We start from the raw sequence: 17,409 nt of genomic DNA, 5'->3' as shown, positions 1-17,409 counted from the left end.
TTTGTCGCGGGGCACAACGGTCAGTATGGCCGACGACGACCGACTCGCACGGTTCATCCGAGATACCTTGCGGTCGGCCGAGCAGCAGCTCTCGGACGCGAAGAAGGCCTACAAAAACGGCAAGCGGTCGGCGGAGGCCGGCCTGCCCAGGGACGAGGAGGGCCGGGCTCGAATCGTCTGTCGCCGCCACGCCGAGTACCGCGCGGTGTCGATGGACGAGCAGCGTCGGCCAGTCTGCTACGACGCAGAGAGTCCGGACTGTCAGGGCTGTGTCGAAGACATCAGGGACGGGACGATAGAAACGTGGTAACTCGCTGACGGCAGTGGGTTCTGTTGGTACTCTCCTCGGTCGCCAGTACAACATTTTAGCACTGGCTGGGCAAAGCCCGAGTATGGAGCGACCAATCGTCGCGCTCGTCCTGGCCGGCGGCACCGGCACGCGCCTGTATCCGGCGAGTCGGAGCGACCGCCCCAAACAGTTTCTCTCCTTCGGGGAAGACGAATCGCTACTCGCCGAGACTGTCAGTCGGGTCGGGTTGGCCGACGAGACCTACGTGCTGACTCGGGACTCGTTCGCCGACGGGGTCCGGGAGCACGTCCCGAATGCAGCAGTGTTGACCGAACCGGAACCGAAAGACACCGGGCCGGCACTGGCGTATGCGGCCCACCGCATCCGCGAGCAGGTCGGCGATTGTGTTCTGCTGTGTCTGCCAAGCGACCACCGGATTTCGGGGCCGTTCGAGACGGTCGCACGAACGGCCGCGCGAGTCGCAGTGGAAACCGAGGGGCTTGTTACCGTCGGCATTGAGCCCGACCGGCCGGCGACCGGCTACGGCTACATCAAGCCCGGGCCGTCCGAGAACGGCTTCGCGCCGGTCGAAACGTTCCACGAGAAGCCGGACCGGGAGACCGCGACGGAGTACGTCCGGGAGGGGTTCTACTGGAACGCCGGCCTGTTCGCGTGGACGCCGACGGCCCTCCTGTCCGCCGCGGCGTCGTCGCCGCTTGCACCCATGGTCGAGCGACTCGACGACGGGGACCATGACGCCGCCTTTGCCGCTGTTGACCCGGTGAGCATCGACTACGCTGTGCTCGAAGAAGCCGAGAACGCCTTCGTCGTCCCGGCGGCGCTGGACTGGGACGACCTGGGCTCGTGGGACGCCTTCGAGCGCATCCTCGACAAACAAGACGGAAACGCGGTGCTGGGGGAGGCGGTCACCATCGACGCCGATGGGAACGTGCTGGCGAGCGACGGGCACGTCAGCGCCGTCGGCGTCGAAGACCTCGTGGTGGCGTCCTTCGACAACCGAACACTCGTCGTCCCGAAAGACGAGGCTCAGCGCGTTCGGGAGGTCGTGTCGGAGCTACGCGATGACGAGCGATTCTGAGCGGATCGGCGGCCAGGGCTGTTAGCTCCGCATCGCGCCGCCGTCGACGGGCAGGGCCGTCCCGGTGACGTAGGAGGAGCGGGCCGACGAGAGGAACGCCACCACGTCTCCGAGTTCCTCGGGCTGGCCGACGCGCTGGAGCGGCGCGTCGGACCAGGATTCGATACCCTCCTCGTAGGAATCGTACTCGCCGCGCTCGACGGCCGCCTCGACGAGTTCCTCGATGCGGGGCGTCTCGTGTGCACCGGGGAGGACGGCGTTGACGCGGACCTCCGGCGCGAACTCGCGGGCCTGGGTCTTCATCAGGCCGATGACGGCCCGGCGGACAGCGTTCGAGAGCACCAGGTCGTCGATGACCTCCCTGACGGATCGGGAGGTGATGTTGACGATAGTACCGTCGTCGGAGTCCCGGAGATACGGATAGGCGGTCCGGGTGGTCCAGACGGCGCTCATCACCAGCAGGTCGTACGCGCCGTACCAGTCCCGTTCCGTCGTCTCCATGAACGGTCCGGGGGCGGGGCCACCGGCGCTGGTGACGACGTGATCGAGGCCGCCGAAGCTGTCGACGGTCTCCTCGACGAGCGCCTCGATCTGGTCGGGGTCAGTGATGTCGGCCTCGACGGCCAGTACATCGCCGTCGCCGACCGATTCGAGCCGGTCCCGTGCCTCGTCGACGTGTTCGGGCGTTCGGCCACAGACGGCCACGTCGGCTCCCTCAGCGGCGAGGGCTTCGGCGCTCGCGAGTCCGAGGCCGCTCGTCGCGGCGGTACACAGCGCTGCGTTGCCATCGAGTTCGAGGTCCATGTCCGGGAGAAGTACCGACTGTCCCAAAGAAGTCCCGCTCGCAAACTGTCCCAATGACTGTCGACCGCGGACTGTCCTAGCTGCCCCAGAAGTTGTCCCGGCTCCCGAGACGCCGGCCGTCGTCGGGGTCGTCGTCCGTCTCGTCGGTCTCGGTGTCGCTCTCGTCGGTTTCGGATTCGGAGAGCTCTTCGTCCATCTCCAGTCGCTCGACCTCCTCGGCGCGGGCGTGGTTCGAGTGGACGTTGGTCACCTTGACCAGCGAGCGGGCCGGCGGGAGCACGCCGTCCACCATGATGATGAAGCCGTCCTCGGTCCGACCGACGCCGGCACCGCTCTCGTGGATGTCCTCGACGTCGACGGCGACTTCCTCGCCCATCTTGACCGGCTGGCTCTTGAGCTCCGAGATCGGCTGGTTGTAGTGATTGCACCACTCGGCGCCGCCACGGTCGCCGTAGTGGGTACAGCCCATCCCCTGGATTCGTTCGGTGAATTTGGGACAGTCGTCTGCGAGCGGACAATCGGCCATATCAGGGGATAACGTGGCCGCTGGCAAAACGCTTGCGACCCCATCTCCGCGCCGCACAGCCTGTTATTACGTTTGAGATTTTCACCGGCACACACTTTACTGCCACTCGCTGGTTGTCGCGTAGCATTCGGCAGCGCCCAGAGCTATGAGAACGCAGATGTCGGCAGGGCTGGTTTGCCTGCTTCTGGTTTGCACGTCTCCAGTCGCCCTCGGTGTCGAGTCGAGTCCACCGGCACAAATCGGCACCAGCGACAGCGATAATTCGATTGATGTCCGGTACGCAATCGACAGGGAGCCGACCCAGACCGGTCGGGTACGGGTGACCGCGACGATTGAGCGACCACGGCACGTCACTGGACTGTCAGTTCGGACGCCGGCGGAGACGACTGTGCTTCGAGCCGACGGCCTCGAGTCCGATGGCGACCGCTGGCGTCTCAGCGGCGATACGAGGACAGCACAGTTGACCTACACTGTGCCGGTCGGACTCTCGACGACGTTCGGCCAGCGGACCGCCGACACCGACAACTGGACGCTGCTGGCCAGACAGGAAGTGTCACTGCGTGCCCGCTGGCGCTGGCACGTCGGGCCGCGGCCCACGTGGAACGAGTCGCTCGCGCTCGCGCCCGGCCAGAACGGTGTCGCCGGGCGTACGGCCGCCTACATCGGCCCACACGAGACAGAACTCAGAACAGTCGACGGGGACCGAATCACCCTCGTTGTCCCGGCGGCTGCGGACCTGCGACCCAACCGAACCGCCGTCTTGGACTCCATCAGTCACGCGAAGCGTGCCTCGACCGCCGGAACGGATCACGACCACATCCGCGTGTTCGTCGCGCCGAACGAACTCGCACCGGGCGGGTACTCCCCGTCGAACGGCGAGTCGGATGTCATCGTCAACGCCGGCGAACCCGTCCGTTCCCCGGTCAACGTCTGGGTCCACGAGTACCGCCACACCCGGGAGACGTTCGAGACGACACCGGCGATGGACTGGCTCAGTGAGGGGAGCGCGGACTATCACACCGCGGCGCTCACCTACAGCGCGAGCGGTATCGAAAAAGACCAGTTTCATGAGAGGATTACGACCGAGCGCCACGAAACCGCTGACCTGACACAGCCCGATAGCTGGGACGGGCCGGGCGCGCAGTACCACAAGGGAACGCGTGTCGTCGCGGCTATCGACGCCCGCCTCCGGCAGGCGACCGACGGGAACCGAACGTTCGAAGCGGTCCTCGACGGGCTGACTCGGCGAGACGAGCGAATTACACTCAGGCTGTTCGCCGAGACGGTGTCGGCTGTCGCCGGGGACGACCTCGACGCGTTCGTTCGACAGGCTGTCACTGACACCGCGCCGTCAGTCCAGACCGACGCGCTCACTGATCGTGACCTGCAGCGAAGCGGCGTAGCGGATACGACCGACCGGCAGGCGAATTTCGCGCCGTCAGTCGATAGCAGCCCGGCCACAGCGACCAGCGGCGACGACGAGGGCAAGCACGGCGTCGGTACCGCACGGCCCGTCACCGACCGTCACGGGGAGTGGACCATGCTCGGGACGCTCGGCATACTGTCGGTGGTACTGGTCGGTCGGCAGCGACGGCGCAAACGGCTGTAGCGCTTCGATGAGCGCTTGGCCTACTTTGAGAGCGTCGCTAGGCCACGCATCGCGTCGGAGCGCTAACGCGGCGTTCTGTGCCGAATATGTTTTTCCACAACTGTCATGCCGGCCGCTTACCTGTCACCTGACAATGGCATCACAGTCCATTTTCGAGCGGATCGGCGGTCGCGACGCGGTAGACGCGGTGGTCTCGGACTTCTACGACCGGGTGCTCGACGACCCGGTACTCGACCCGTACTTCGAAGCGACCGACATGGACCAGCTCCGCAGCCACCAGGCGCAGTTCATCAGTGCCGTCGCCGGCGGACCGGTCGACTACGACGGCGATGACATGCAGACCGCCCACGAAGGCATGGGAATCACCGAAGAAGCGTTCGCCAACGTCGCGACCCACCTCGAAGCCGCGCTCCGGGAGAACGGCGTCCCCGACGACGACGTCGAAGCGATTCTCACTGAGGTCGCTGCCATGGAAGACGACATCGTAGAAGCGTAGCACCGGGGTTCGGACGCATTCAGACACAGCGCCGGAGCCGTTCGGAGACCGGAACAGCTCGGTGTCGCTGTAGGGCTGGCCCTGTGAGCAGGCACAGTCCCAGTAGTAGCAGTACCGATGGTTCACCCGTGTTTTCAAAACAATAGCTGGGTGTGAAAATGTCGCTGTTTCATACGTCTCGCCGGGAAAACCATGGTTGTGGAGGGTGCGAAACTGATACCATCCCCCCAAGTCGGGTTCCGTGCCTCTGACAGGTCATGCGAGCCGACTAGGTATTGGCAGTAGTGCACCCTTCACTGCGACATTCTAAAGACTGGTTCTGGTGAGACATACGGGCGGTGACAGGCATTTTCAGAGCGGTCAGCCGGCAGCGAACTGTGGGGGACGCTGGAATGCGACCGATGGCGCGCTTGGTTGTTTTGAGAATGTGACTCCTCGGCGTGTAGCGTGGCTGTCTACGTTGCTTTTATTCGGAGATGGCGGGATGGTGGGATTCTCACCCGAGGCCAGGCCTCACTTCGTTCGGTCTGGCGTGATTCGAATCCCCCTGCGTGCTGCGGTTCAGCACGCTTCACTATCGTTCAGCGGCTTCACGGGCACGGTGGGAACCTGAATATCGCCAATTCGCAACGTTGATTTTAGTACTCATTGTTCTCAAATATCTGGGAGGAAGTCGCTTCGCTGTTCAGCCTGTTCGCGGTCAGAACGCCGGTCATAGTGACGGTCGAGAATATCTGTGCTGGCGTTGAGTCGATCCTTCACGACTCGGCGGGGAACATCCTCACGACGGTAGTAGGTCACTCGACCACTGCGAACATCGTGAGGAGATCGGGCCGAGGGACACTTACTGGCGTGGTCGATGTGCGTGGCTTCGCACTCATCGAGATCGCGGTCATGCGGGCAGTCCTCACCGCGCCAGCAGGGACGGGTGATCCGATACAGTGTCGTTCGGAACGTGTTGCCAGCTGGTCGACCGTGTGATGTTGTGAGCAGGGGTTCTCGTCCGTACTCGTCGGTTACATCATCCCGGTGGAAATCGATGTAGTCCTCGATGTACCGAGCGGTTTTCTCACTGATTCGGTTCCATCGAGTTCCTGCCTCTCGGTTCTTGAGCGGCGTGTCTGTTTCAGGACGATGGACAAACTGTAGGGCGGGCCCGGAGAACCGTGGATGATCGCCTTCCAAGTCCACATCTGTGAGGTCGAGGCCACGGATTGCGCCAGTACGCGCACCGGTTTCCCAGAGCAGAGCGAGAATGATGTGGTCACGCGTGCTGGGACGGGCCTTTTCGAGATAGTCCAGAATCTCAATTGCGCGCTCAGGGTCGAGCGTGGTCTCCGATACGTCCTCGCCGTTGGTCATCGTCGGCAGCGTCAACTTTTCATAGAACCCCTGCGGGACCGCGTCAATGTCAGCAGCAAACTGGAGGAAGCGGCGGAGTGTCGCCAGTTGGCCCTTGAGAGTAACTGTCTTGATAGGGTCACGGCCGTCGCCCTGGCCTTCTCGTCGCCAGATCCGATACTTGTAGAGGTCCCGACCAGTGAGTTCGTTCAGGTTCTCGATGCCTTCCTCGTCGCAGAACTGCACGAACGCCTGGAGACGATGCTTGTTGCTCTCCCGAGTCGACTTTGCGTGTTCGTCCACCATCGCGTCGTGAAACATCTCGACGGCCTCATGGGGCGGGATCGGATCGAGGTCAGTCAATAGAACCACCTCTGGAAGCCGGGCGAACGCTGGGCTTTTCATCTGGCGAGGCGACTGTCGTCGTGCGGGGCGTAGACCCCGTATCGGTTCCTGTTGACATGGATGCGGTAACGGAACCACCCTCGGGCCGTGTTCCAGCACGGCCCAGTTCTGAATGGCTAAGAGCCATCAGTGGGCTGCCCGCAAGAACACTATTACCCAGAAAGTGCATAAATGTATCGGGAAGCTATATCTGATTGGTTGGTAAGAAAGTGCACGTAAGGACTGAAATAGGTGGGTCGAGTAATATTTGTAATTCAAATGCGCTTATCCGGTTCGTGGCAGAGCGTCTGGGACGACCGTATCCTCGAATGGATGCGAGAGAACGAGGGTACGGGAACACCCAAAGAAGTCCACGATAGCGGGTTAGTCCGCGTTTCGAGAACTCAGGTTGGCCGACGGATGAAGAAACTCGCCGAGAATGGGCTTCTAACTCACGTCGGTAACGGAGCCTATGTGATTACTGACGAAGGGAAAGCGTATCTCGATGAAGAATACGACGCCGAGGAAGGCGTCTATATCAACGGTAGTGGCCCAACGGAGCCGTCGACGAGTGCAGACGCAGAGACGAACGACGTGTAATCGCCCTCCACCATGACGATTCGAAAGACCGCCCGCTGGCAACGAAGTATCGACGACCGGATACTGGAACACCTTCGGGATGACTCGGTGTCGACAGCGAAACAGATGGCTATTCGTGACAATATTCACGCGACAGAGGCGCAGGTACAAGATCGGTGTCGAGTGTTGGCTGACGCCGATCTGGTGGCGTTTCTAACCGAGGATCAGGATTTCGTCGAGCTGACGACTGAAGGCGAGCAGTACCTTGAGGGCGAGATCGACGTGGAATTGTACCCATATCCACGGCATCCAAAGGCCATGGAGTAGGCCGACCGGTGGGTGGGTCGGTGGGTTGGTGAATCAATCATCGTGTTGAGTCGGGAATCTGCTCATTTTGTTCCTCTAATTTTACAACTAAATATCTAGCACTTCCCATAGCTGATATGACTCCAATGATGAATATGTGAAAAGGCTGAGTGTTAGTTGCGGAAATGAACAGTAATGAAACAGTTGCGGTTAATAGTACTACTATTTTTCCCAAAGTATGCCTAACACCTAGTAGTTTTTGTATTGTTTTGGCTTGCGCTTGTAGTATCATCGTAAGAGCCACTAGCATACCAATAACGATGATTAATGCAGTAAGTGGGTCTGCATAGGTTAGAGAAGTGAGAACCTCAGAAACCCAGTCACCTTGCATAGTGTAAAATTGTAGTAATTAAGGTTACAACGCCTGCGAGTGCTATCGTAGGGCTGGAAAGGAATAAGGATACCATCATTAACCCTAAAGATACACTATATAAAGATGCTTCCGGCCTCTCAAAAAATAACGATCTTATTAAACTATTGATAGATGGATTTGATTCCTGCATATTAGTGTTCGAATCAGCATTCCAATGTTGTTCTAGGTTCCCTAACTGAACATTCTCTGCAATAGTGGATAGTTCCTCGTCAGTAAAAGTAGTAGTAGAAGTATCGTTCGTGCCAACTGTTGGAGGTCTAGAAGGCTCGTTAAGTATACCAAGGCTAGACTGGTTTAGTGGATCTTGAATCGGGGTGTTAATATCTGTAGTAGGCCCTTTCTTATATGACCTCAGCTGATCGAACTGGTCAGTTGACTCAGATTTATATTGGTGGATTAGGAACTTTTCAATTAAATCGATTCGTTTTTCTAATTTGTGAATATATTCTGGATATATAACGGAGCCGCTATTATCTTCTGAACTTAACGAAGGTTGAGGAGTGCCGGCTGTACCAGTGGGCTTCTGTTGCTTAGGGGTCCTAGTGTCTGTTGAACCAGAACTATTAATATCAAATTCACCAGCCATAATTAGTCACTAGTACCTGAACTATCTATAAATTCTTTTAGAGTCGTTTCTATTTTATCGATGTCAAGGTCTTCTAATGAATCCACTCTGTACTGAAATTGTAGGTTCCAGATGTGTGGATTTGAGATTGATTCAGTATCTAAAACCATTCTAAACCATCCGTTTTCAGAATTGTTTATATTTGGTTCTATAACTGCAGCAGTGCCATTAATATCGGAGGGACCAAGCTCAGTGAGAGTTTCTAGCTTGTTATTGTTAAAATAGTTAGAGAAGTCATGAGAAGCGCTATCAACTCTTATAATACCATTGTATGTGAGCTCAACAGTTCCTAAAGTGTCAAAATCTGCACCCTCATAAGTATTGAAGAAATCTTCGGCGTAGGAATGTATTTCATCATATGACACATCTTCGGTAGTTTTGAACGTTATAAACGATGAATCACTAAATCCAGATATGTCGGCCTCAGGTTCATAGAGAACCTGGATTTGATTATTTACCGCAAAGGGTCCACCTTCAATTCGAACGCCTCCTTGAAAAACAGAGGCTTGATTCTCAGAATCGACTAATTGGAAATCTCTCTGCGTCAGCCAGTTAGCTAAGTTGCCTTCGTCTACTGGAAGATTGTAGGGGAAAATAAATCCGATGCTGATATTCTGTGGGTTGAGTTTAGTCATAATCGAGTCTAATAGCTAATTACAGAAAACACTGAATGCCCAGTAATCAATCTTTTGTTCATATTTGGGTTCATATACTCCACTCTTATATTATGTATTTTCAGTTCGTGTATCAAAATTACGGCCAGACTCACAAATGCAGTTCAAATAACTATATATCAAGTATGATTATTATTCAACAGGACCACATTCGCGAAGCAAGTCGAGAAGGTCGGACCACTCAACGTCTTTCTCGAATAGACCAGCCCGGAGGTTCCAAGCCCACGGTGCGGCATCATCAGGATCGTAGCCAGTAGCTTTCTCAATCTCTTCGAGACTACCACCAAACAAACGATCAGTAGGCGCGTCAGCGTCAGCAGGCCACGTCTCGAAGAACTCCGCACTTTTCTTAGCAGCCTTGTACATCGCCAGCGTAGAGAGACGCTTTCGCTCGGGATGGAGGTCCTTCCCAGTGTGGACCACTACGGCTTCCATGTCGACGCCGATCTTTGCGTATCGCTTTGCCAACGGCGTGTACTGCTCGGCCACCTCTCGGCGGTTCGTCCGTGCGTCGAAGTGGGTCGAGCCTTCGTCGATCAGGATGGCCTTCGGTCGGTCCCGATGTTCAAGCAACTGCACGGCGAGATCGTGGGCCGACGTGACGACGATATCCGTCTGTTCCCACGTCCGGACGTTCGAGAGTACCAGGAGGTCATCGAGGTCGAGCGCCCGCAGCGTGATCAGGAGGATGGCCGTGTTAGTCTTGCCCGTGTTTGGGTTGCCGGCGGCCGTGACGAACGCCGGAGCGCCGTTGTTCTCGATCTGGTTCAGGAGCATCATCGGCAGCCGCAGCGCCGACGCGTCGAGATCCTGTTCAGTGACACCGACGATGTGGGACATGACCGGGCCGTTGCCAGCAGTGACGGCCTCGGTCGCTGTGTCGGTCAGGGCCTTCGACGAAAGAGCCTGTCTAAGAGGTATATTTAGCTATTCGTTCTATCCTGCGAAAAATCTAAAAAAGGTGCTCAGTTACGCGTCGGGTCCGGAGTCTTCTGCGAGTGTCGCGGAGTTGTCACCTTCGAGCGACTGGTACACAATCCGTGCGGAGAAGTCCGAGTCAGCACCTACTTCAGCAACGTCACCAGCAGCAACCGCTGACCCACCATCGGCACTGGCGTTACCACTTATGTCCGACGCCCACTCTCCACTCGTATCAAGACCACTGCCGCGAAGATACAATTCGTTGCCCTGGACAGCGTCCCCACCGTCGTGCGTGATGGTTAGGTCACCGGATGTTGCGCTATCGGCCTCGTAATCGAACGAGAAACTCGCTGTTGGCGTCTGTTGGGATGCCTGGTCACCGAGACCGAGGACGAAGGATGCGATTACCGCTGCGAGGATTACTGTGATTGCGACCATCAGAATGACACCGATAACCGGCGAGACGGCGTCATCGTCAGTAAGCAATTCTTTCAGGTTTGTTAGATCCATACGGAACAGTCCATGAGAGACAATGGTATAAACCTCTCAGACTGTTCAGAACAAATCCGGCGTTACAAGGCCGCACTGTAGATTTTCAAGACTATGTTGTAGCTTGCAAGCTCGGCTTGAACACCAATTATCAGCAACGCTCTTGCGAAGGAGATTGTTGATAGCGAGAGCTGCGGCTGAAAGTCGAAGAGGGCAAGGGCACCGCGCCAGCGGTGCCCGATATGTTCCCAATAAGCCGGTTCGTGTCGGAATCGGCTGCAGCGGACCTGTTGCAGCAGGTTCGCTGGCGTGATGGCGTCGAGTGCCCCCGCTGCCGTTCTGACCTGGCGGTCAGAAACGGCAGCTATCGGGAGTATCAGCGGTATCTGTGTAAGAATTGCGGCCGGACGTTCAACGACAAGACCGGCACGATCTTCGCTCATTCGAAGCTCTCGCTGAAAGAGTGGTACTTCACGATATACGTGTTCTTACGGTTCAACACGAGTATTCGCCAGATCGAGGCGGAGCTCGATCTTTCGTACAGAACGGTGAGACGGCGCGTCGAGCGCTTCGCCAGCGCGCTCGACGCGCCTTCGATCACACTGTCTGGACCGGTCGAAATCGACGAAGTGTACGTCTCTGCCGGTCTCAAAGGCCGCGAGCGCGACCAGGAGTCGCGCTCGCGTGGCCTGTCCACGCGTGGACGAGGCTCGTACGACGGCGACAAACCGCCGGTGTTCACGCTGGTCGATCGTGGCTCGGACGATCGATACGTCGTGCCAGCGAAATCCGCTGGTGAATCGACTATTCGACTCCTGCTTGCTGACCACGATGAGGAGTTGCTGACCGTCTATACGGACGGATTTCGAGCGTACGAGCTGCTCGAAGAAGACGACGCATTCTCCCGCGAATACGTCGTCCACGGCGACGGTGAATACGCTGATGGCGAAGTACACGTCAACGGTTGCGAGAGCCACGCGTCGCTGACGCGACGGTGGCTCTCGCCCCATCGAGGAGTGTCAAAGGACAAGCTAACACCGTATCTCAGAGCCTTTCAGCTCCGCTGCGAACTCTACAGAAAACCAGGTGACGAAGCGCTCAAACATGCTCTTGATGCTGCCCTCTGAAAATCAACAACGTGCTTCACAAGAGCGTATCAGCAAAACGTATGGATATCGGGGGGCTATCCAGGCCCGGAACACCAGTACAAAGCCGGTGATCCTATATCCCGTTTTCAGCGAGACGGGTCACTGTCTCGCAGTTATAAGTCTGGACTTGGAGTGTATCAAGATTGCGGATACACTCACAAATGTAGTTCCAATTGGTAGAAAATCAGAGGGGAGTGTTATTCAACAGATCCGCGTTCACGGAGCAGCTCGAGAAGTTGTGTCCACTCAACGTCTTTCTCAAATAGACCGGCTCGAAGGTTCCAAGCCCACGGCGCGGCGTCATCAGGATCGTAGCCTGTCACCTTCTCGATTTCTTCGAGACTACCACCAAACAGTCGGTCAGTCGGCGCATCAGCATCAGCGGGCCACGTTTCGAAGAACTCCGCGCTCTTCTTCGCCGCTTTGTACATCGCCAGTGTCGAGAGGCGCTTGCGCTCGGGATGGAGATCCTTCCCTGTGTGAACAACGACGGCCTCCATATCAACGCCGATCTTCGCGTAGCGTTTCGCCAGCGGCGTGTACTGTTCAGCCACCTCACGGCGGTTCGTTCTGGCGTCGAAGTGCGTCGAACCTTCGTCGATCAGGATGGCTTTCGGTCGGTCCCGATGTTCGAGCAGCTGCACGGCGAGATCGTGAGCTGACGTGACAACAATATCCGTCTGTTCCCACGTCCGGACGTTCGAGAGTACCAGAAGGTCATCGAGGTCGAGCGCCCGCAGTGTGATCAGGAGGATAGCCGTGTTGGTCTTGCCTGTGTTCGGGTTGCCCGCAGCAGTGAGGAACGCCGGAGCGCCGTTGTTCTCGATCTCGTTCAGGAGCATCATCGGGAGCCGCAGCGCCGAGGCGTCGAGGTCCTGTTCGGTCACACCGACAATATGAGACATGACCGAACCGTTGCCAGCAGCGACGGCTTCCGTCGCCGTGTCGGTCAGGACCTTCGAGGAGATCGCCTGTCCGAGAGCCGTGCCCTCGAACGTAGAACTACCTACCGGTGACCGGTGGGCTTCTCGCATCGCCGTTTCCATGAACGACAGCGCCGCGCGGTCTTGCCGATCCTCGACGATACCCGTGTGCGGTAGCAGTCGCTCGTCACCGTCAAGTTCGCCCTGTACCTGTTCGTAGAGCTTCGCAGCGGTCAGCAGGTGTTCGTCAACGCTGTCAGTCATCAGCGGACACCTCAACAGAGTCGGAACTGTCCTCGACGAGCTGATCCCGGAACGCGTATGCGAAGCCGAACAGCGGGACGACAACTGAGACGACAGGCAGGGAACCGGGAACAGGACGATAGGCAGGATCGTATATCTGTTCTCCAGCGTTCTGCGTCACCTCCAGTGGCACGTCAAGGGCCTGCGGTGGTACCGACCAGATGCCGGCCCAGAAGCCGGCTACGAACGTCACAGCAGCAGTTACCACGACGATGCTTTTCTCACGATGGGTTAGATTGAGTTCAATCATCAGCGGGAACACCTCCGTCACCAGCGCCAGCGAGATCGGCGAGGTCCTGGTCAAGATCGATGCGGACGCCCGGGACGTCCGACTCGGGAGACTCGTCGTTCTCGGCAGCGCGGATCTTTCGGTCGAGGCCGAACTGTTCGATAGCCGAATCTATCTCGTCGGTCAACCCCTCTCCTTCATCTGGAAGGGTGCCGCGCTCAAACGTCGAGACGATATGGAGAATCGCCTTGCGCGTGGCGTTACGGATGATGGTGAACGCCTGGGCTTCGATGGCGAAGCCGCGCTTGGCGTCAGCTTCGAGCTGGCCGCGACACTCTTCGACGGCCTGGAGCGTTCGCATCAGCTCACGGTCGGAGAGGGTTCCGCGCCAGCATCCTTCGACGGTCTGGGCTTCGAGGTCGACATTCTTGCCGAAGGCGAGATTGGGACTCACCCAGTCGAGTTGGCCGTCCTCGACGGACCACTCGCGGAACCGTTGCCCAGGTGTCCGAAAGATACCGCCTTTCGTGTGACGGGCGTCAATGTCGACGAGCCAGACGTAATTCGGGTCCCAGAGCAGCGACCGGACTTTCTTGCCCGTCGGTCGCCCGGCCAGCGGAATGGTCACGAGCGCACAGAGTCCGATCAGACGCAGGCTTCGTGGGAGTTCGTAGCCGAGAATCGACGCGATGACGAACAGGACAATACCGACACCCGACGCGATCAACAGCAGGTTGTTCGTGAGCCACCGGAACAGTCGATAAGTCCGACTGTGTTCCGGGCCAGGGTCAGCGTTGTGCGCCATCTCGTCGCGGTCGAGATCAGGATTATTCTCGTCGTCGGTCATGCCAGTCGCTCACCTCGCTGGGCCGACCCGATTTTCGCGGAGACGGCTTCGTACAGGACGGCAATCACGACACCGAGCGCACTGCCGAGGGCAGCGTTGCGAACGTCCTCACCACTCCACGGACCAGTGATGATGAACGAATTGGGCTTGCGGAGGTAGTGGAACCGCTGCTGCTCGATGGACTGCTCAGTCCAGAGTGTCACACCACCGCTGGATGGCACTCGAACGGTGGTCGTCGTATCCGCGTCGACGACAGCCGCACGGAAAGAGACGCTGCCCGCTTCCGATCCGGCGTCAACCTGCGGAGCAACACTGACGACCTTGTACTCGTCCGACCAGAAGTCGATGACCAGCTGGCCGTCCTGGTAGCGGTAGTCTGTGACCACCACGTTCTCGTCAACGACGAGTTCGACATCACTGGGTGCGCCATCAGGTGCGGAGACGTTCGTCGAGGCCGCCGTCTTGTTCGTTGTTTCCTGCGCTGCCGCTGGTGCAGCGAGAGCGATACAGCTGACGATTAGTATGAGGAGTATGGGCGTACGTGGGTTCATAGTCGAAAATCCGAGTTTGTCACCAGAGCCAGTCGAGCGACGGTTCCGGGAGCCAAGACGACACCAAATCAATGGCTGGCCCGATCACGTCGACGGTTCCCGAGAGTTGCAGCGCGGCGAGTGCGACTATGACGAGCCACAGGTCCCGAGGAACGAGCTTGAGAGCCAGCCAGTAGACCATCAGTTGTTACCTCCCGTTCGCCGCTGGCTCACGGCGTAGAGTGCGCCAACGCCAATCAGTACCAGCACGAGTGACGATGACGAACCTCCGAGCAGGCCACCGCCAGCCGAGCCACGAAGGTTCTGTTCACGCGCCTCGATCTCCGCTCGCTTCCGTGCCAGATCCTCGTACTGTTGCTTGAGTTCGGTTACGTTAGTCGTCTCGTAGGTGGTTTTCTGGATAGTGACGTTCTGGACGGTCTGGCCGTCCTGTGTGGAGATACTGTCGATAGTAAACTCACCATCCAACTCGACAATGCGATCCGAGGTAACGACGTACTGCGTGCCGCCAATGTTAGACGTGTTGTAGGTCGTCCCATTCTCGAACTGACCGCTGGCTGGATTTTCTTGAGAGAACAGCACACCCTCGTACTGCGTACCGGATTCAGTAGTGACGTTGAAGCTCCCGATCTGATCGAAGTTCTCCGGAGAGTTCGTGCCGAGTAGGGTGAGCTGTGCGGCGGCCCAGCCCTGGAAGTCTTCACCCGCAGATTGCTGGTTCGACAGCACGTAAGGGTCAACGAGATCGCTGTTGTTGATTTCGCCAGCTTGGTACGCGCTATACGTGTTTTCGGCCAGCGTATCCATGTCGGCTTGGACCTCACTGTTCTGGCTTTGGATATCGGAGTTCAGCCTGTTGAACTCCTGCCAGCGAACGATCTTGAGGTTCTGATAGTTGTCGTTAGGCGCACGGATCATCAGCGATTCAAGATGAACACTGGAGCGACCAGAGCCAGCGGACGACTCAACAGAACTCGGGGCTGTGTGAGCGGTCAGCGTGGGATTGATGTTGTCACCGCTATCGTAACCGGCATCAACGAATACCTTCGGAGCCGGATACGTGTGGCTGCTACCGTTCGTGAGGGTGTAGCTAACCGAGTTCAGGCCTTGGTACTCGATAGTACCACCATCTCCGTACGGGTGAGTGTGGGACGTGCCGACGAACGTATCTTGGTTCCCGTCTAGTGTGGAGGCGATGTTTGACTCGTTTGCAGCGACGGAGTGCAGGTAATCGTAGTTCTGGGCCTCGACCTCGTACTGGTTCATGAGGTTGACCTGCTTGGTCGCGTAGTAGTCTGCGACAGCCTGCTTCGCTTCAGTCTTGGCGGCGGATTTACTGGCACCGCTGTTCAGCGCCTTGATGTAGGCATTTTTGCCGATGATGCGAGCCTGCGTTTTCGTATCCGACAGGTAGTTGTCCAGCGTAGTGTGGAAGCCTTCAGATGCCGCGTTACTGTTCTGTGCGGACTGGTAGATGTCCACCTTGGTCTGTGCAGCATCCGTTTCACTGGTATCGACCTTCGTACTGCCCGGCAGTCCAGTCCGGTCGAGTTGGACGACCTGAGGCATTACCGATTCACCGATCTGCTCGTTTAGTTCGTAGTTGAAATCGGCGTCACCACCAGTGTCTCCGAGGAACTTTCCGGAATCTCCGGGCGTCCATGCAGCAGTGACGCCGCCTTTCGAGAAGCCGGGTTCAGCGTCAGCACCTTCGACCTGAACGGTGAAAGTCTCATACGCACCAGCGTTGCGGAAGTGTGCTGATGATGTGCTGGCTGAAACACTCTTCTTCATGATCGTGACGTTATCACCAGCAGGTGACCCGGAAGTAATCACGGAGATCGTCGTCTCGGTGGTGACATTCGAGAGGTCGATTTCGACCTTGTGCGGACCAGTTGTGAATTCCTGAGCGTAGGTGTCCGTTGTCGACTGTGCCAGCGCAGGGCCGACACCAGTAACGACTGCCGACAGGACGAGCAGGCTAGCTAGCAAGATCGAGCGTGCGCGACTCATCGTAGTTCACCTCCGAAAGAATAGCGTCGTGTCATCGGTTTACTGAACAGCGACTCCCCAGGAGACGACCGTAGCGAAGAACGCCAGCTGCATCCCGAGCGGGTCGCCCAGACTGAGGAGGAAGTCGTTCACTTGCGGGACGAACTCGTTGCCGAGGATGACGAGCGGGCCTATGACAATCGCAATTTGCTCCCAGAGTCCGTAGTACTCGAAGCGTTTGGATTCGCTCGAAGCGAATCCCGCTGCGTACGTGCCGAGCGACACGAGCAGCGAGTGCTGGGTCGTCAGCGTGTACGACAGCCACGGGAGTTCGACCGTTGTGATGCCACCAAACTGGTAGAGACTTGCCGCCACGAACGCTACCGAGAGCATCGCTGGCAGCGAACGCATATTCATGTAGTCTCCGGCCACGTCGCTCAGGCGTCGCTGGTAGCTCATCGCTTCACCCGCACCTCACGCGGATTGTACTCCTGTTCTTCACCGTCCTCGTTTTCGAACGACTCCGTTTCTTCGGACTTGCGAACGCCGATCTTCGCACCTTCGATAAGGCCAGCGATGATCTGTCGACGCATCGTCTGGTTGAGCCGAATCGGACGACCATCGATTTCGGCCACACCGTTGTAGCTCGCCAGCGGGTTGAACGCAGTAATGACGCCGGTCACTTCTTCGCCTGGTTCGAGGTCAATCCATCCGTTCGAGTTGTCGTCGTCGGAGACCTCAACAGAATCGAGGTCATCGAACGACGGGGCTTCGTTGGTAGCCATGCTACATTCAGAAATACTAGATACTAGTTAAAAGAGGAGAACCAGATGGAATCTGG

At 57.8% G+C, this 17,409-nt stretch carries 23 protein-coding genes; 7 read left to right on the top strand and 16 right to left on the bottom strand.

The genetic code is table 11. From position 1 onward, the window contains the following. Positions 1-25 precede the first annotated feature (25 nt). Together SG26_RS08095 and SG26_RS08090 are read left to right on the top strand one after the other, a co-directional pair. Positions 26-310 (top strand): hypothetical protein, encoded by a 285-nt coding sequence (locus SG26_RS08095; protein ID WP_004960042.1) that lies wholly within the window; start codon positions 26-28, stop codon positions 308-310. 82 nt (positions 311-392) lie between these two features. Then, positions 393-1,388, top strand: coding sequence for a mannose-1-phosphate guanylyltransferase (locus tag SG26_RS08090; RefSeq protein ID WP_050037311.1), 996 nt, complete (start codon positions 393-395; stop codon positions 1,386-1,388). Positions 1,389-1,409: 21 nt separating this feature from the next. Here the strand turns inward: SG26_RS08090 and SG26_RS08085 are convergent, their stop codons facing one another. Both SG26_RS08085 and SG26_RS08080 read right to left on the bottom strand, forming a co-directional pair. Further along, on the bottom strand, positions 1,410-2,192 hold the full coding sequence (locus SG26_RS08085; protein ID WP_050037310.1) for an SDR family oxidoreductase: 783 nt from the start codon (positions 2,190-2,192) through the stop codon (positions 1,410-1,412). Between the two features lie 76 nt (positions 2,193-2,268). Then, positions 2,269-2,718, bottom strand: coding sequence for a TRAM domain-containing protein (locus SG26_RS08080; protein WP_050037309.1), 450 nt, complete (start codon positions 2,716-2,718; stop codon positions 2,269-2,271). Between the two features lie 145 nt (positions 2,719-2,863). Between SG26_RS08080 and SG26_RS08075 the strand changes: the two genes are divergently transcribed. Beyond that, positions 2,864-4,327, top strand: a complete 1,464-nt coding sequence (locus SG26_RS08075) for a hypothetical protein (RefSeq protein WP_050037308.1) — start codon at positions 2,864-2,866, stop codon at positions 4,325-4,327. Positions 4,328-4,460: 133 nt separating this feature from the next. After that, entirely contained in the window at positions 4,461-4,823 is a 363-nt protein-coding gene (locus tag SG26_RS08070; protein ID WP_050037307.1) for a group 1 truncated hemoglobin, read from the top strand. 654 nt (positions 4,824-5,477) lie between these two features. Here the strand turns inward: SG26_RS08070 and SG26_RS08065 are convergent. Then, positions 5,478-6,485, bottom strand: a complete 1,008-nt coding sequence (locus SG26_RS08065; protein ID WP_050038258.1) for a site-specific integrase — start codon at positions 6,483-6,485, stop codon at positions 5,478-5,480. Positions 6,486-6,827: 342 nt separating this feature from the next. Here SG26_RS08065 and SG26_RS08060 point away from each other — a divergent pair, with 342 nt between their 5' ends. Together SG26_RS08060 and SG26_RS08055 are read left to right on the top strand one after the other, a co-directional pair. After that, entirely contained in the window at positions 6,828-7,148 is a 321-nt protein-coding gene (locus SG26_RS08060; protein ID WP_050037306.1) for a helix-turn-helix transcriptional regulator, read from the top strand. Positions 7,149-7,160: 12 nt separating this feature from the next. Continuing rightward, positions 7,161-7,454 carry a hypothetical protein gene (locus SG26_RS08055; protein WP_050037305.1) on the top strand — a complete coding sequence of 98 codons (294 nt, stop codon included), beginning with the start codon at positions 7,161-7,163 and terminating at the stop codon, positions 7,452-7,454. Positions 7,455-7,491: 37 nt separating this feature from the next. On the opposite strand, the gene SG26_RS21120 is transcribed toward SG26_RS08055, so the two are convergent. The 5 genes from SG26_RS21120 to SG26_RS08045 form a co-directional block, all read right to left on the bottom strand. Continuing rightward, positions 7,492-7,824 carry a hypothetical protein gene (locus SG26_RS21120; RefSeq protein ID WP_154020792.1) on the bottom strand — a complete coding sequence of 111 codons (333 nt, stop codon included), beginning with the start codon at positions 7,822-7,824 and terminating at the stop codon, positions 7,492-7,494. After that, positions 7,814-8,452 (bottom strand): hypothetical protein, encoded by a 639-nt coding sequence (locus SG26_RS21115; protein ID WP_154020791.1) that lies wholly within the window; start codon positions 8,450-8,452, stop codon positions 7,814-7,816. Before SG26_RS21115 ends, SG26_RS21120 begins: the two co-directional genes overlap by 11 nt. Positions 8,453-8,454: 2 nt before the next feature. Next, positions 8,455-9,126: a hypothetical protein gene (locus SG26_RS21110; RefSeq protein WP_154020790.1), complete on the bottom strand. Its 672-nt coding sequence runs from the start codon at positions 9,124-9,126 to the stop codon at positions 8,455-8,457. A 171-nt stretch (positions 9,127-9,297) separates the two neighbouring features. Next, positions 9,298-10,005, bottom strand: a complete 708-nt coding sequence (locus tag SG26_RS08050; RefSeq protein WP_050037304.1) for a hypothetical protein — start codon at positions 10,003-10,005, stop codon at positions 9,298-9,300. Positions 10,006-10,134: 129 nt separating this feature from the next. Next, positions 10,135-10,596, bottom strand: a complete 462-nt coding sequence (locus SG26_RS08045; RefSeq protein ID WP_050037303.1) for a type IV pilin — start codon at positions 10,594-10,596, stop codon at positions 10,135-10,137. 221 nt (positions 10,597-10,817) lie between these two features. On the opposite strand from SG26_RS08045, the gene SG26_RS08040 reads away from it, so the two are divergent. Continuing rightward, the gene (locus SG26_RS08040; RefSeq protein WP_050038241.1) at positions 10,818-11,702 is read left to right on the top strand and encodes an IS1595-like element ISHja1 family transposase; all 885 of its coding nucleotides are present in this window, start codon (positions 10,818-10,820) and stop codon (positions 11,700-11,702) included. 218 nt (positions 11,703-11,920) lie between these two features. Here the strand turns inward: SG26_RS08040 and SG26_RS08035 are convergent, their stop codons facing one another. From SG26_RS08035 to SG26_RS08005, 8 genes are read right to left on the bottom strand one after another with little or no spacing between them, the layout of a single operon-like run. Further along, positions 11,921-12,910 carry a hypothetical protein gene (locus SG26_RS08035; protein ID WP_050037302.1) on the bottom strand — a complete coding sequence of 330 codons (990 nt, stop codon included), beginning with the start codon at positions 12,908-12,910 and terminating at the stop codon, positions 11,921-11,923. Next, complete coding sequence (locus SG26_RS08030; RefSeq protein WP_050037301.1) at positions 12,903-13,199, bottom strand: hypothetical protein; 297 nt, start codon at positions 13,197-13,199, stop codon at positions 12,903-12,905. The genes SG26_RS08035 and SG26_RS08030 overlap by 8 nt, the downstream gene beginning before the upstream one ends. Next, positions 13,192-14,025 carry a hypothetical protein gene (locus SG26_RS08025; RefSeq protein ID WP_050037300.1) on the bottom strand — a complete coding sequence of 278 codons (834 nt, stop codon included), beginning with the start codon at positions 14,023-14,025 and terminating at the stop codon, positions 13,192-13,194. The genes SG26_RS08030 and SG26_RS08025 overlap by 8 nt, the downstream gene beginning before the upstream one ends. Beyond that, complete coding sequence (locus SG26_RS08020; protein WP_050037299.1) at positions 14,022-14,576, bottom strand: hypothetical protein; 555 nt, start codon at positions 14,574-14,576, stop codon at positions 14,022-14,024. The genes SG26_RS08025 and SG26_RS08020 overlap by 4 nt, the downstream gene beginning before the upstream one ends. Positions 14,577-14,595: 19 nt before the next feature. Next, positions 14,596-14,757 carry a hypothetical protein gene (locus SG26_RS21105; protein ID WP_023843035.1) on the bottom strand — a complete coding sequence of 54 codons (162 nt, stop codon included), beginning with the start codon at positions 14,755-14,757 and terminating at the stop codon, positions 14,596-14,598. Next, positions 14,757-16,589 (bottom strand): hypothetical protein, encoded by a 1,833-nt coding sequence (locus SG26_RS21100; protein WP_050037298.1) that lies wholly within the window; start codon positions 16,587-16,589, stop codon positions 14,757-14,759. The genes SG26_RS21105 and SG26_RS21100 overlap by 1 nt, the downstream gene beginning before the upstream one ends. Before the next feature lie 39 nt (positions 16,590-16,628). Beyond that, the gene (locus tag SG26_RS08010) at positions 16,629-17,027 is read right to left on the bottom strand and encodes a hypothetical protein (protein WP_050037297.1); all 399 of its coding nucleotides are present in this window, start codon (positions 17,025-17,027) and stop codon (positions 16,629-16,631) included. After that, positions 17,024-17,353 (bottom strand): hypothetical protein, encoded by a 330-nt coding sequence (locus SG26_RS08005; protein ID WP_050037296.1) that lies wholly within the window; start codon positions 17,351-17,353, stop codon positions 17,024-17,026. The genes SG26_RS08010 and SG26_RS08005 overlap by 4 nt, the downstream gene beginning before the upstream one ends. Positions 17,354-17,409: the final 56 nt, after the last annotated feature.

Source organism: Haloarcula sp. CBA1115 (assembly GCF_000827835.1).
Lineage (GTDB): Archaea > Halobacteriota > Halobacteria > Halobacteriales > Haloarculaceae > Haloarcula > Haloarcula hispanica.
Note: the sequence above shows the minus strand (reverse complement) of the source record. Positions and strands in the feature narration are given on the sequence as shown.

What these genes read in the sequence shown, in the direction of transcription:
- SG26_RS08005 (WP_050037296.1), bottom strand. Translation starts at nt 17,353, where the DNA reads ATGGCTACCAACGAAGCCCCGTCGTTCGATGACCTCGATTCTGTTGAG.
- SG26_RS21120 (WP_154020792.1), bottom strand. Translation starts at nt 7,824, where the DNA reads ATGCAAGGTGACTGGGTTTCTGAGGTTCTCACTTCTCTAACCTATGCA.
- SG26_RS08090 (WP_050037311.1), top strand. Translation starts at nt 393, where the DNA reads ATGGAGCGACCAATCGTCGCGCTCGTCCTGGCCGGCGGCACCGGCACG.
- SG26_RS08070 (WP_050037307.1), top strand. Translation starts at nt 4,461, where the DNA reads ATGGCATCACAGTCCATTTTCGAGCGGATCGGCGGTCGCGACGCGGTA.
- SG26_RS08020 (WP_050037299.1), bottom strand. Translation starts at nt 14,576, where the DNA reads ATGAACCCACGTACGCCCATACTCCTCATACTAATCGTCAGCTGTATC.
- SG26_RS08025 (WP_050037300.1), bottom strand. Translation starts at nt 14,025, where the DNA reads ATGACCGACGACGAGAATAATCCTGATCTCGACCGCGACGAGATGGCG.
- SG26_RS08010 (WP_050037297.1), bottom strand. Translation starts at nt 17,027, where the DNA reads ATGAGCTACCAGCGACGCCTGAGCGACGTGGCCGGAGACTACATGAAT.
- SG26_RS21105 (WP_023843035.1), bottom strand. Translation starts at nt 14,757, where the DNA reads ATGGTCTACTGGCTGGCTCTCAAGCTCGTTCCTCGGGACCTGTGGCTC.
- SG26_RS08055 (WP_050037305.1), top strand. Translation starts at nt 7,161, where the DNA reads ATGACGATTCGAAAGACCGCCCGCTGGCAACGAAGTATCGACGACCGG.
- SG26_RS08040 (WP_050038241.1), top strand. Translation starts at nt 10,818, where the DNA reads ATGTTCCCAATAAGCCGGTTCGTGTCGGAATCGGCTGCAGCGGACCTG.
- SG26_RS08085 (WP_050037310.1), bottom strand. Translation starts at nt 2,192, where the DNA reads ATGGACCTCGAACTCGATGGCAACGCAGCGCTGTGTACCGCCGCGACG.
- SG26_RS08065 (WP_050038258.1), bottom strand. Translation starts at nt 6,485, where the DNA reads ATGTTTCACGACGCGATGGTGGACGAACACGCAAAGTCGACTCGGGAG.
- SG26_RS08060 (WP_050037306.1), top strand. Translation starts at nt 6,828, where the DNA reads ATGCGCTTATCCGGTTCGTGGCAGAGCGTCTGGGACGACCGTATCCTC.
- SG26_RS08095 (WP_004960042.1), top strand. Translation starts at nt 26, where the DNA reads ATGGCCGACGACGACCGACTCGCACGGTTCATCCGAGATACCTTGCGG.
- SG26_RS08045 (WP_050037303.1), bottom strand. Translation starts at nt 10,596, where the DNA reads ATGGATCTAACAAACCTGAAAGAATTGCTTACTGACGATGACGCCGTC.
- SG26_RS08035 (WP_050037302.1), bottom strand. Translation starts at nt 12,910, where the DNA reads ATGACTGACAGCGTTGACGAACACCTGCTGACCGCTGCGAAGCTCTAC.
- SG26_RS21100 (WP_050037298.1), bottom strand. Translation starts at nt 16,589, where the DNA reads ATGAGTCGCGCACGCTCGATCTTGCTAGCTAGCCTGCTCGTCCTGTCG.
- SG26_RS08050 (WP_050037304.1), bottom strand. Translation starts at nt 10,005, where the DNA reads ATGTCCCACATCGTCGGTGTCACTGAACAGGATCTCGACGCGTCGGCG.
- SG26_RS08075 (WP_050037308.1), top strand. Translation starts at nt 2,864, where the DNA reads ATGAGAACGCAGATGTCGGCAGGGCTGGTTTGCCTGCTTCTGGTTTGC.
- SG26_RS21115 (WP_154020791.1), bottom strand. Translation starts at nt 8,452, where the DNA reads ATGGCTGGTGAATTTGATATTAATAGTTCTGGTTCAACAGACACTAGG.
- SG26_RS08030 (WP_050037301.1), bottom strand. Translation starts at nt 13,199, where the DNA reads ATGATTGAACTCAATCTAACCCATCGTGAGAAAAGCATCGTCGTGGTA.
- SG26_RS08080 (WP_050037309.1), bottom strand. Translation starts at nt 2,718, where the DNA reads ATGGCCGATTGTCCGCTCGCAGACGACTGTCCCAAATTCACCGAACGA.
- SG26_RS21110 (WP_154020790.1), bottom strand. Translation starts at nt 9,126, where the DNA reads ATGACTAAACTCAACCCACAGAATATCAGCATCGGATTTATTTTCCCC.